The 12,860-nt window shown below is 64.9% G+C and carries 9 protein-coding genes, 1 tRNA gene and 1 pseudogene; 4 read left to right on the top strand and 7 right to left on the bottom strand.

All coding sequences use genetic code 11. The annotated features are described in order from the left end of the window. Nucleotides 1-441: a hypothetical protein gene (locus tag EX20_RS24270; protein WP_034194995.1), complete on the top strand. Its 441-nt coding sequence runs from the start codon at nt 1-3 to the stop codon at nt 439-441. 138 nt (nt 442-579) lie between these two features. Then, nucleotides 580-1,569, top strand: a complete 990-nt coding sequence (locus EX20_RS24265; RefSeq protein WP_034194994.1) for a patatin-like phospholipase family protein — start codon at nt 580-582, stop codon at nt 1,567-1,569. 519 nt (nt 1,570-2,088) lie between these two features. Here EX20_RS24265 and EX20_RS24260 read toward each other — a convergent pair. Further along, nucleotides 2,089-3,645, bottom strand: a complete 1,557-nt coding sequence (locus EX20_RS24260; protein WP_034194993.1) for a methyl-accepting chemotaxis protein — start codon at nt 3,643-3,645, stop codon at nt 2,089-2,091. 459 nt (nt 3,646-4,104) lie between these two features. On the opposite strand from EX20_RS24260, the pseudogene EX20_RS31345 reads away from it, so the two are divergent. Continuing rightward, nucleotides 4,105-4,450, top strand: a pseudogene (locus tag EX20_RS31345) (endopolygalacturonase); the annotation flags it as partial. 338 nt (nt 4,451-4,788) lie between these two features. On the opposite strand, the gene EX20_RS24255 reads toward EX20_RS31345, so the two are convergent. The 6 genes from EX20_RS24255 to EX20_RS24230 all read right to left on the bottom strand — a co-directional run bounded on the left by EX20_RS24255 (nt 4,789) and on the right by EX20_RS24230 (nt 11,769). Then, a tRNA-Ile gene (locus tag EX20_RS24255) sits at nt 4,789-4,867 on the bottom strand. A gap of 139 nt (nt 4,868-5,006) precedes the next feature. After that, nucleotides 5,007-7,436, bottom strand: coding sequence for an RNA polymerase sigma factor RpoD (rpoD, locus tag EX20_RS24250; protein WP_072465298.1), 2,430 nt, complete (start codon nt 7,434-7,436; stop codon nt 5,007-5,009). 88 nt (nt 7,437-7,524) lie between these two features. Next, nucleotides 7,525-9,396 carry a DNA primase gene (gene dnaG, locus EX20_RS24245; protein ID WP_014724700.1) on the bottom strand — a complete coding sequence of 624 codons (1,872 nt, stop codon included), beginning with the start codon at nt 9,394-9,396 and terminating at the stop codon, nt 7,525-7,527. A gap of 73 nt (nt 9,397-9,469) precedes the next feature. Further along, on the bottom strand, nt 9,470-9,916 hold the full coding sequence (locus EX20_RS24240) for a GatB/YqeY domain-containing protein (protein ID WP_011881593.1): 447 nt from the start codon (nt 9,914-9,916) through the stop codon (nt 9,470-9,472). Between the two features lie 185 nt (nt 9,917-10,101). Then, nucleotides 10,102-10,314, bottom strand: coding sequence for a 30S ribosomal protein S21 (gene rpsU, locus EX20_RS24235; RefSeq protein ID WP_006479415.1), 213 nt, complete (start codon nt 10,312-10,314; stop codon nt 10,102-10,104). Nucleotides 10,315-10,419: 105 nt separating this feature from the next. Next, nucleotides 10,420-11,769 (bottom strand): BaiN/RdsA family NAD(P)/FAD-dependent oxidoreductase, encoded by a 1,350-nt coding sequence (locus EX20_RS24230; RefSeq protein WP_258959636.1) that lies wholly within the window; start codon nt 11,767-11,769, stop codon nt 10,420-10,422. Here EX20_RS24230 and tsaD point away from each other — a divergent pair. Beyond that, entirely contained in the window at nt 11,768-12,808 is a 1,041-nt protein-coding gene (tsaD, locus tag EX20_RS24225; RefSeq protein ID WP_034194992.1) for a tRNA (adenosine(37)-N6)-threonylcarbamoyltransferase complex transferase subunit TsaD, read from the top strand. The genes EX20_RS24230 and tsaD overlap by 2 nt on opposite strands. The last annotated feature ends 52 nt before the right edge of the window (nt 12,809-12,860 follow it).

The following is a 12,860-nucleotide window of genomic DNA, read 5'->3' as shown; positions in this document are numbered from 1 at the left end:
ATGAACCTCAATCCGATTGAAAAGCAGCCGCACGGGACCTTTGCCGAATTCGCCAATACCGTCCCTGTTTCTGCCCGCGCCGTCGATACATTCAAAATGGCGCTCTATCACGATGGCGTGCAGTTGGGCTGGCTGGGGCAAAACAGCGGCGAATGGGCCATTCTGGTCGATTCCGCCGCGAAAGCGCTGACGCTCGAACAGTACCCTTATAACGGCGTGACGTATTACCGGATTCTCGGCACCAGCCGGTATATGTCGGTCAGCAACAATGCCTACGTCGGTTTTTATAACTGGATCGGCGCGCGCGGCTGGACGCGGCAAGGCTCGGTTTTGATTTCCGATTTCAATCACCAGAAACTGTCGATCTATTCGAAGGACAACGCGTATTTATATGCGTGGGACGCGTACACCGTGCTCGATGTGAAATTCGACGAGCAATAACGCAGGACGCTTCGTCCGTTTGCTCGAATTTCCGGCTTCGACCCAGCGCAGGAAGCAGGCGCCCGCCCGGCGACACGGGCGGGACGCCCGCCGGGTTGCGCCGTTCACATTCATCTCACGATCGAAAAAGGCAACACCATGACCTTCAAGATTCTCAGTTGCGACGGTGGCGGTATCCGGGGATTGATCACTGCCCTGCTCATCCAGGATCTCGACCGGCGCAGTCAGATCATCGCGCGCGCCGACGGCTTTGCCGGCACCTCGACGGGCGGCCTGATCGCCCTCGGGCTCGCGAACGGCGTATCCATTTCCGAGATCGTCGACATCTACAGGACGAAGGGTTCGGTGATCTTTCAGGAAAACGACGCATGGCTCGCACAAAAGCAAGCCGTCGAACAGGGCACGGTCTTCGCCGGACCCGGCTTCTTCCAATGCCAGTATGTCAACACCGGGCTGCAGCAGATCGCCAGATCGCTGGTGGGCAACGGCAGGCTGGCCGATCTGTCGCGCTTCGTCGCAATCAACTCGGCACGCCTGTGGGATCCGTCAGTCAAGAGCTGGGCGCCGTGCACGCTGTCCAACGGAAACGGCAACACCTATCGCAATGTCAGCCTGTTCGATGCCGCCCTTGCCACGTCGGCTGCACCGACCTATTTCCCGCCGTACGAGATCGCCGGGCTCGGCTATTTCGCCGATGGCGGCGTGTTTGCCAACAATCCTTCGTTGTCGGCGATCGCCGAGGCGCTGGCCAGCCGTCGCGCAGGCAGTCTGGACGACATGCGCCTGCTGTCGCTCGGCACCGGAACCAGCCCGGCGGGCATTCCGCCGAGTGCGGTCGGCAACCCGTTGGACTGGGGCGTTTCGACATGGCTGTGGCCGGCCGAAAGCGGGAACGTACCGGCAGCCGCGCTGCTCGGGCTGACGATGGATACGACGGCGATGGTCGCCGCACAACAGGCCGGGCAGATCCTGAACGCCAACTACCAGCGCGGCAATTTCGTGCTCAGTCAATTCATCGGCCTCGACGACTGGCATAAGGCGCCGGAGCTGGAGAAGGAAACCCAGGCGTACATGCGCACGGCCGAGTGGCAGCGTGTTTGCCAATGGGTGGAGCAATTCTGGCGCTGACGATGGCGGCTCGATAGTCAGGCCTCGCCGCGATGCTTCCGGGGTTCGCAGAGATGTGGACTGAAACCGGGACGATCGGCGGCGGGCCTGCATCGGCATCTCGTTCGTCGCGAAGACCGGTCAGGCGACGCCGCGACGCAACATCGCCGCAAACACATCCTTCAGAATCCGCGCGGCCAATGAATCGGGCACTGCGTCCGGCATCGACATGCTGAAGTGCCACAGGCCATCCAAGATGCGCGATCACGACGAGCGCGTGATCGGTGGACGAAGCTGCTGTTTCATGGAATCGAGAAGCGGTGGCATGGAGCAAGCGCAGCAGGCGAAGTCGAGGTGGAAGCACTGTCACTATTCGACATGAGAGCGTCCGTCGACACACCTCCGTCGACGAGACAAAAGCGATGCTCGTGCATGCGGTGTTCGGGCTGCTCGCCCGCTGCATCGAGCAGTTGCCCGAGAGTGCCAGCGCCACGCGGCGGCGCTTCACCGTTCGTCCTTTTTTATCGTTGGTAAAACCCGTCAAGCTTCGCCGAGGCGGAATACCGCCACGGCGGCCTTCATCGATTGCGCCTGATGCTCCAGCGCATCCGCGGCGGCGGCGGCCTGCTCGACGAGCGCCGCATTCTGCTGCGTGACTTGATCCATCTGGCTCACGGCGATGCCCACCTGCTGTATGCCGGCGCTCTGCTCGCTCGTCGCCGACGTCATTTCCACCAAGATGGTCGCCACGTTGCGCACGGCGCCCACGATCTCCTCCATCGCCGCGCCCGCTTCGGCCGCGAGCACGTTGCCGTTTTGCACCTCGTTCATCGAGGCGCCGATCAGTTCCTTGATCTCGCGCGCCGCGTTCGCGCTGCGCTGCGCGAGCGTTCGCACCTCGCCCGCGACCACCGCGAAGCCACGCCCCTGTTCGCCCGCACGCGCCGATTCGACGGCCGCGTTCAGCGCGAGAATGTTGGTCTGGAACGCGATGCTGTCGATCATGTTCGTGATCTCGGCGATCTTGAGCGCGCTTGCGCTGATGTCCTGCATGGTCCGGACCACGCGGCCGACCACGTCGCCTCCCCGGCGCGCGAGGTCCGCCGTGCCGCTCGCGAGCGCGCTCGCCTCGGTGGCGTTCGCCGCGTTCTGTCTGACCGTCGAGGTCAGTTCCTCCATGCTCGCGGCGGTTTCCTCGAGCGACGCCGATTGCTGCTCCGTGCGGCTCGACAGATCGAGATTGCCGGCGGCGATCTCGCGCGCGGCAGTGTGGATCGCGTCGCAGCTGTCTCGCACGCCGCTCACGGTGCGCGAGAGTCCGTCGAGCATGCGCCGCATGGCCGCGAAAAGCAGGCCGATTTCGTTGCGGCCCGCCTCCGGCACACGCACGGTCAAATCGTTCGACGCGATGCGGTCGAGCACCGCCACCGCTTCGCCGAGCGGGCGCGTCACGATGCGCGCGAGCGCGACGTGCGTGATGACCACCAGCGCAAGCGCCAGCCCGACGCCGACCACCACGAAGCCCACAATCCACTGGTAGCGCGCGTTGCCGTCGTTGAGCGCCTGTTCGGTGAGGGTGTTCGCGAGTGTCTGCAGCTTCTCGACGTTTTGCGAGTACACCATGCCCGCGCGGGTGACGTCGCGGTCATTGATGGTCACGTAGGCGGCAGTGTCGTTATTGCGCAGCGCGTCGGCCGCGCGCGCGAGCAGCGCGGCGAGCCCGTCCGACGACGCCACGAGCTGGCGCTTGAGCTCCGCATCCATGCCGTCGAACGCACTTGCGTCGCGATACGCGCGGGTTTCGCTCGCGGAGCGTTCCAAGGTGCGGTTCGCGCTCTGCAAGGCCGAATCGCGCGTCGCCGTGTCGTTACGCTCTTTCAGCGCGCTATAGGCGCGCACCAGCGCCGAACGCGTGCGGGTGCTGTCCTTGTAGGCGTCGTTGACGAGGATGGTTTGCCGCGCAATCTCGTGCAGGCGCTGCGCGTTCGCATTGGCCATCCGCAGCGACACGACGCCGGCGATGCCGCCAATCACGATCACCACCCCAAACATCGTCAGTGCCACGAGCAGACTGGCTCGTACCGTCATGTTGCGCATCTTGCTTTCCTGTCTCTGCTTGGTCATTGGCCGCTTGACGGCATGTCGTAGGACGTCCCGGGCATCGGGCCTGTACGTTCCGGGCATTTTTGGGCGGATTGCGAGTGTGTTACGTGGCGCCCGACGCATCGGTCGCGCATTTTAACGTATGACATCGTACTTTTAATACAGGATTTTTGCGCTGCCCCATAGGAAATTCGTGCCCTTTGAGGCAAACCAAAAGGGCACAAAAGACCCCAATACCCTCATATACTGCGTGGAATACACTAGTAACTCTGACGGCTTAGCCTCTGGCAGACACGGACGGGAGCGCTGGTGCATACCGCGATAATATCATCGTGTCATCGTATGACATAAATCCTGCCAATGGTATCGCCTCGTCGACAAGATCACAAGACCAGGACGGAGACAGCAGTGACCGACACCAATTTCGATACGCAACCGGGGCGGACGTCGACTTTTCACCTGAGCGCGAAGTGTGCGATCTTCTTTCGCCCCGGCCGACTACGCGAAGGACGGCCCCGTCGACTGCGGCGCCAACGGCGAGCTGTTCTACAGCCGCTGGCAGGCCAACGACTGCCTGAACTTCGCGCGCCGGTGTACGCCCGCAACGCCAGCCATATCCCGCTCACCGACGAAGGCAACACCTCGCGATCCTGAACGTGCACGCGATGCCGCCGTTTGCCCGCTCGGGCAACACGGCCACCTGCTCGTCGACCGACAAAGGCAACACGGGCGTCTACGATTGCGCTGGCGGGTGCACGCCGTCGCAGGCCTATACGACCCGAACAACGTCGCCCTGAAAACGGCCATCGTCGAGCAACTGCTGCGTGCCGGTCGATCAGTCGCCGGCGCAGTCGTTCAACCCGGATGCCCGTGAGGCCATGACCGGCATCCGAGGCATCATGGACAGACGTCAGAGGGGCTAGAAGGTGCCCGGACTGAACTGGGCATGCCGATTTATCAGAAACGAAAAAGCCGACCCACTGGGTCGGCTTTTTCGCGTCGAATCGCGGTCGATTGCCACCGCGAACCAAACCTTCAAACGTACAGCCAATTTCCGATAAAGCTGAAGCGAAACGTGTCCAGGTGGACAACTTGTGCTCAACGGCACAACGCAACGCATCGACCGGAAAGGAAATCTGGTGGGCCCCCCGGGAGTCGAACCCGGCACCAACGAATTATGAGTTCGCTGCTCTAACCAAGCATGAGCTAGGGGCCCCGATGTGAAACCAGGCGTGCGGCGCGCAGTTGCGGCGACGACGCCGGGCCGGCATTGTAACAACAAAGCGGCGGGGAGAGGACAAACGCCACCGGCATCGCGTGGATGCCGGAGGCGTTCGCAAGTGAAACGCTGGCGATCAGTTCCCTTCGAGGAACGACTTCAGCTTGTCGGAACGGCTCGGATGACGCAGCTTGCGCAGCGCCTTGGCTTCGATCTGACGGATCCGCTCACGCGTGACGTCGAACTGCTTGCCGACTTCCTCGAGCGTATGGTCGGTGCTCATCTCGATGCCGAAGCGCATCCGCAGCACCTTCGCCTCGCGCGGCGTCAGCGAATCGAGCACGTCCTTCACGACGTCGCGCATGCTGGCATGCAGCGCGGCGTCCGCCGGCGCGACCGTGTTGTTGTCCTCGATGAAGTCGCCGAGGTGGGAATCGTCGTCGTCGCCGATCGGCGTTTCCATCGAGATCGGCTCCTTCGCGATCTTCATGATCTTGCGGATCTTGTCTTCCGGCATCTCCATCTTTTCGGCGAGCGTTGCCGGATCCGGCTCGAGACCGGTTTCCTGCAGGATCTGCCGCGAGATGCGGTTCATCTTGTTGATCGTCTCGATCATGTGAACCGGAATACGGATCGTGCGCGCCTGGTCCGCGATCGAGCGCGTGATGGCCTGACGGATCCACCACGTCGCATAGGTCGAGAACTTGTAGCCACGACGGTATTCGAACTTGTCCACCGCCTTCATCAGGCCGATGTTGCCTTCCTGGATCAGATCGAGGAACTGCAGGCCACGGTTCGTGTACTTCTTCGCGATCGAGATCACGAGACGCAGGTTCGCCTCGGTCATTTCGCGCTTCGCCTGACGCGCCTTCAATTCGCCGGCCGCCATCTGACGGTTGGTTTCCTTCAGGTCCTTCAGCGGCAGCACGACGCGCGCCTGCAGGTCGAGCAGACGCTGCTGCTGTTCGCGGATCGCCGGGATGTTGCGCGACAGCACCGCGCTGTACGAATGACCTTCGGCCGCGATCTTCTCGGCCCAGTCGAGGTCCGTCTCGCTGCCGGGGAAGCGCGCGATGAATTCCGAACGCGGCATCCCGCACTTGTCGACGACGATGTGCAGGATCTGACGCTCGACCTGACGCACTTCGTCCACTTGCGCACGCAACGTGTCGCACAGACGCTCGACGGTACGCGCGGTGAAGCGGATCGTCATCAGCTCGGTCTGGATCGTTTCCTGCGCCTTCAGGTAGGACTTCGACTTGTAGCCTTCCTTTTCGAACGCACGGCGCATCTTGTCGAACCACTCGCTGATCTGCGAGAACTTCTCGAGCGACGCGCGCTTCAAGGCTTCGAGCTGGGCGGCGTTGGCGGTTGCCTGAGCGGCGCCGTCATCGTCCTCCTCTTCCTCTTCTTCCTCTTCCTCTTCGGCTTCTTCGTCCTCGTTCTCGATCGCTTCCGCTTCCTTCGCGGAGAAACCGTCGGTATCGGCGGCGTCTGCGGCGTTCGGATCGAGCAGGCCGTCGACGAGCTCGTCGACGCGGATCTCTTCGTTCGCGACGCGCTCGGCCATCGCGAGGATGTCGGCGATCGTCGTCGGGCACGCGGAAATCGCCATCACCATGTGGCGCAGGCCGTCCTCGATCCGCTTCGCGATCTCGATTTCGCCTTCACGCGTGAGCAGCTCGACCGTGCCCATCTCGCGCATGTACATCCGGACCGGATCGGTCGTGCGACCGAATTCCGAATCGACCGTCGACAGCGCGACTTCCGCTTCTTCCTCGACTTCGTCGTCCGACGACGCGGCCGGCGCGTTGTCGTTCAGGAGCAGCGTTTCCGCGTCCGGCGCCTGCTCGTAAACCGCCACGCCCATGTCGTTGAACGTGCCGATGATCCCTTCCAGGGCTTCCGTCTCGGTGAAGTTGTCCGGCAGGTGGTCGTTGATTTCGGCATACGTGAGGAAGCCGCGCTCCTTGCCGAGCTTGATCAGCGCGCGCAGCTTCACGCGGCGCTCTTCGAGCTCCTCGGCCGTGCCGGGCGTGCTCGTCGCGAACGCTTCCTTCAGCAGCGCCTTTTCCTTGGCGCGACGGTCGCGCACCTTGGATTTGCCCGGAGCCGCGGCCGCCGCTGCTGCTGCGGGCTGCTGCTCGTCGCTCTGATTTGCGTCGTCATCGACGGATACTTCGTTCAGCTTTTTGGTCATGGAGTTCGCCGTACCGGCTATATCGACTCGCGGCTGCTGGACGACAGCCGGTTGAACCGTGGGTGCATGAGTAGTACGTACTGCCGTTTCGTCCGCGGCGGCAGTCGTGTCCCTTGCGCTTTTCGCACTTGCCCGCTTCGCCGCCGGCTTGGCCGGCCCGGAGTCGGGTCTCGCGGCAGCTCGTGATCCGGCTGCCGGCGCCGGCGCAGCCTGAGCAGTGCCGGCCGCGGTTTTCTTTCCTGCAGGGGCCGACGTGGCCGAAGACGTTGCCCTGGTGGAAGAAGCAGACTTGGCCGCTGTGACCTTTTTGGTCGGCTCCGTCGAGCCCTTGCCCGTTGCTTTCTTTCCGCCTGTCGTCTTTGCCATCGCGATTCTCGCCTCTGCTTGGAAAACAAACCGCTGGAAACCTTATATTATAGCACGCTGGGTAGCCCTCTCCTGACGCCCCGGCCGCCTACAGCCCGAGCCGACGTTTCATGTCGGTTCGCTGCTGGTTCAATTCCGTCAACTCGGTCAGCTCCTCGGGCGTGAACGTCGATTGCCGCGCCAGCCGGTCGAGCCGGTCGCAGCAGGCGTCGTAGCGCATCTTCAGCACGGCCGCCTGCAATTCCTCCCCGGCGATCCGCTCCTGTTCGCGCTGTCGCTCGAACACCGTCTCGTCCTCCGGATTCTGTAACAGCAGATCGCGGACGTTTTCATCATAGTCCAGAATTTCGCGGAAGATTTCGTCGTAAGTCGCGCTGTTCGACGAGGCTCGCAGCACATCGGACAGCAGCCGGAACTCCGCGCCGTCGCCCAGCGCGCGCGCGTGCTCGGCCACTTCGGCGAACAGCTCGCCGATCCGCGGCAGCGTCCGCAGGGTCGCAAGCTGCTCGTCGTCGAGCGCGGTCGCGATCCGCGGGTACATCACCAGCGTACGCAACGCACGCTTTTCGCTGTCGGTCACGCGCCGCCGCTCGCTGCGCGCGGGCGCCTGGCGCGGCGCCGCCGCGATGCGCGCGTCGACCTCCGACAGCGCCGCGACTTCCTCGAACGGGATGTGCAGGCGGTCAGCGAACATGTGCATGATCTGCGCGCGCAACGCGTTGGCCGGCAGCGCCTGCAGCAACGGCTTTGCGTCGAACAGCGCCTTCGCGCGGCCTTCCGGCTGGTCGAGCGCCTTGCCGGCGATCGCTTCGTTCAACAGAAATTGCGACAGCGGCATCGCACGCTCGACCTGCTCCGAGAATGCATCGGCGCCGAATTCGCGCACATAGCTGTCCGGATCGTGCTCGGGCGGCAGGAACAGGAAGCGGATCGTCCGGTTGTCGGCCGCATGCGGCAGGCACGCTTCGAGCGCGCGGCGCGCGGCGCGCCGGCCGGCCGAATCGCCGTCGAAGCTGAAGATCACCGTATCGGTCTGGCGCAGCAGCTTCTGCACGTGGATCGGCGTGCAGGCCGTGCCGAGCGTCGCGACCGCGTTCGGAAAACCGAGCTGCGCGAGCGCGACGACGTCCATGTAGCCTTCGACGACGAGCACGTACTTGCGCTCGCGGATCGCGAGGCGCGCCTCGAACAGCCCGTACAGTTCGCTGCCCTTGTTGAACAGCGGCGTTTCGGGCGAGTTCAGGTACTTCGGCTCGCCGCTGCCGAGCACGCGCCCGCCGAAGCCGATCACCTGCCCCTTCACGTTGCGGATCGGGAACATGATGCGCTCGCGGAACCGGTCGTAGCGTCGCGCGGCGCCTTGCGCGTCGGTCTTTTCGCTGACGATCACGAGCCCCGATTCGACGAGCGAGTCGTCGCGGTAGTCGGGGAACGCGCTTTCGAGGTTCTGCCAGCCGTCCGGCGCATAGCCGAGGCCGAAGCGGGCGGCGATCTCGCCGGTCAGGCCCCGGTTCTTCAGATACTGGATCGCGACGGTCGCACCGCGCAACTGCTTGCGGTAGTAGTCGCACGCGACGGACATCACGTCGGACAGCGCGGTCGCGACCGATTTCGACACCGGCGCCGGATAGTCGCCACCGCCGCCGCCCGCACCGCCGCGCATCGACGGCTCGTGCGGCACGGTCAGCCCGACCGACTGCGCGAGCTCCTGCACGGCTTCCGGGAAGGTCAGCCCCGCGTGCTCCATCAGAAAGCCGATCGCGGTGCCGTGCGCGCCGCAGCCGAAGCAGTGATAGAACTGCTTGGTCGGGCTGACGGTGAACGACGGGCTCTTCTCGTTGTGGAACGGGCACAAGCCCATGAAGTTCGCGCCGCCCTTCTTGAGCTGCACGTAACGCCCCACCACGTCGACGATATCGACGCGGTTCAGCAAGTCCTGCAGGAACGAATGCGGAATCACCGTGGGATCGAGCGAGAAAGGGCCATACGACGCCCGGCGCGCGCGTGGCGACGCGCGCGCCGGGATGTGGGTGTCAGCTGGACAGCGCGGCCTTGACCAGGGCGGAAACGGCCGTCATGTCGGCACGGCCGGCGAGCTTGCCCTTCAGCACGCCCATCACCTTGCCCATGTCCTGCGGGCCGGCTGCGCCCGTGGCGGCGACGGCGGCCTGCACTTCGGCGGCCACCTCGGCGTCCGACAGCTGCGCGGGCATGTACGCGCCCAGCACGTCGAGCTCGGCTTGTTCCTTCGCGACGAGATCGTCGCGGCCGGCGGCCTGGAACTGGCTGATCGAGTCCTTGCGCTGCTTGATCATCTTGTCGATCACCGCGGTGATGCCCGCGTCGTCGAGCGTCACCCGATCGTCGACTTCGCGCTGCTTGATCGCGGCCATCAGCAGGCGAATCGTCGCGAGACGCTCGCTGTCCTTGGCGCGCATCGCGGTCTTCATGTCTTCGCTGATCTGCTCTTTCAAACTCATCTTGCACCCGGGATGAAAACGTGACTTCGACGCCCGCAACCGGGCGTCAACACAAAAACCCGCTTGGGAACATGTCTCAAGCGGGTTGCTCGAATCCTGCATCGGCGACTCGCGACCCCGGACCGGGGCCGAGCGTGCGAAGCTCGCCGGTGCGCCGCTCAGCGAACCGCGCGGCGCTCAATCGTTCAGTACAGCTTCTTCGGCAGCGTCTGGCTGCGGATGCGCTTGTAGTGGCGCTTCACCGCTGCAGCCTTCTTGCGCTTGCGCTCAGCCGTCGGCTTTTCGTAAAACTCCCGCGCACGAAGCTCGGTCAGCAGACCGTTCTTCTCGATCGTGCGCTTGAAGCGGCGCATGGCGACTTCGAACGGCTCGTTTTCTTTAACGCGAATGATCGTCATGATCCGACACGAATAAAGGTTTGCAGGGAAGATTCACGAGTATAGCAGAGCGACCTCGCGAGGGATAAGGGCCGGGCCCCGCAGCGCGCGGCGCTGCGCCGCACGTCACGCGGCGCGGCTGAACTCCGCCGCGGCTTGTCCCGCGGCCGTCCCCGACGCCCATGCCCACTGAAAGTTGTAGCCGCCGAGCCAGCCCGTCACGTCGACGACCTCGCCGATGAAGAACAGCCCGGGCACCCGCGCGCTCATCATCGTCGCCGACGACAGCTCGCGCGTATCGACGCCGCCCTTCGTCACCTCCGCCTTCTTGTAGCCTTCGGTGCCGTTGGGCGTCAGCGTCCAGCCGGCCAGCGCGTCGCCGATCTGGCGCAGCGTCCGGTCGGGCAAGTCGGCGAGCCGCGCATCGGCCGCCACGCGATGCGTGTCGAGCCACACGTGCGCAAGGCGCGACGGCACCCAGTCGGCGAGCAGCGAGCCGATCTGACGCTTCGACGTGCGCTTCGCGTCGAGCAGCTCCGCGACGGCGTCGCGCTGCGGAAGCAGGTCGATGCGGATCGGATCGCCGGGCTGCCAGTAGCTCGAGATCTGCAGGATACCGGGGCCGGACAGGCCGCGATGCGTCAGCAGCAGGTCTTCGACGAATTCGCCGCCGCGCTTCTTGTCGCCGGTCGACACGCGCACCTCGAGCGACACACCGGACAGCGCCGCGAACGGCTCCCAATCCTGCGATGCGAACGTCATCGGCACGAGGGCCGGCCGCGTGTCGATCAGCTTGTGGCCGAACTGCTTCGCGAGCCGGTAGCCGAAATCGGTCGCGCCGATCTTCGGGATCGACAGGCCGCCGGTCGCGACGATCAACGCCCTGGCGCGGATCGCCCCCGCCTGCTGCGTGTCGAGCGTGAAACCGTCGTCCGGCGCGTGGCGCACGGCGTCGACGACCACCGGGCGGCGCCACGCGATGCCGCCGGCGTCGCATTCGTGCTTGAGCACGTCGATGATTGCGTCGCTGCCGTGATCGCAGAACAGCTGCCCTTTGTGCTTCTCGTGCCAGCTCACTTGATGGCGCTTGAGCAGGCCGACGAAGTCGCGCGGCGTGTAGCGCGCCAGCGCCGAGCGCGCGAAATGCGGATTCGACGACAGGTAGTTGTCGGGCCCCGCGTAGAGATTCGTGAAGTTGCAGCGGCCGCCGCCCGAGATGCGGATTTTCTCGGCGAGACGCGGCGCGTGATCGACCAGCACGACGCGGCGGCCGAGCTGCCCGGCCACCGCGGCGCTCATCATCCCGGCGGCGCCCGCGCCGATCACGGCGATATCGTAAGTTTCCATGGCGCGGATTGTACCTGTCCGACCTCGCACCCGGGCCGCGGAGCCGGCGCGCAGCCTTCGCCTGCTATAATTTCGGGTTACGTTTACCTCCCGCTGCGCGCCGCTACGGCACGCGCCTTCCCGACCCATGCTCGTTCTCGGCATCGAAAGCTCCTGCGACGAAACCGGCCTCGCGCTCTACGACACGCAGCGCGGCCTGCTCGCACACGCGCTCCATTCGCAGATCGCGATGCACCGCGAATACGGCGGCGTCGTGCCCGAGCTCGCATCGCGCGACCACATTCGCCGCGCGCTGCCGCTGCTCGACGAAGTCATGACCCAGAGCGGCACGCATCGCGACGACATCGACGCGATCGCATTCACGCAAGGGCCGGGCCTCGCCGGCGCGCTGCTGGTGGGCGCAAGCATCGCGAACGCGCTCGCGCTCGCATGGAACAAGCCGACGATCGGCATCCATCATCTCGAAGGCCATCTGCTGTCGCCGCTGCTCGTCGACGCACCGCCGCCGTTCCCGTTCATCGCGCTGCTGGTGTCGGGCGGCCACACGCAACTGATGCGCGTGACCGACGTCGGCGTGTATGAAACGCTCGGCGAGACGCTCGACGACGCGGCCGGCGAAGCGTTCGACAAGACGGCGAAGCTGATCGGCCTCGGCTATCCGGGCGGCCCGGAAGTATCGCGGCTCGCGGAAACCGGCACGCCCGGCGCGGTCGTGCTGCCGCGCCCGATGCTGCATTCGGGCGACCTCGATTTCAGCTTCAGCGGCCTGAAGACGGCCGTGCTCACACAGATGAAGAAATTCGAAGCAGCGAAGCTGGAAGGCGACGCGCTCGAACGCGCGAAGGCTGACCTCGCACGCGGCTTCGTCGACGCGGCGGTCGACGTGCTCGTCGCAAAGTCGCTCGCCGCGCTGAAGCAGACGAAGCTCAAGCGACTGGTGGTGGCCGGCGGCGTCGGCGCGAACCGCCAGTTGCGCGCGGCGCTGTCGGCCGCGGCCGCGAAGCGCGGCTTCGACGTGCACTACCCCGACCTCGCGCTGTGCACCGACAACGGCGCGATGATCGCGCTGGCCGGCGCGCTGCGGCTCGGCCGCTGGCCGGAGCAGGCGAACACCGACTATGCGTTCACGGTGAAACCGCGCTGGGATCTCGCATCGCTCGCACGCTGACGCACGCAACGCCCGGCGCATCGCGCCGATAGACGCCGCAAAACAAACAGGC

It is taken from the genome of Burkholderia sp. WP42, from assembly GCF_000745665.1.
GTDB classification, from domain to species: Bacteria; Pseudomonadota; Gammaproteobacteria; order Burkholderiales; family Burkholderiaceae; genus Burkholderia; species Burkholderia vietnamiensis.
This window is presented reverse-complemented; position numbering and strand designations above follow the sequence as displayed.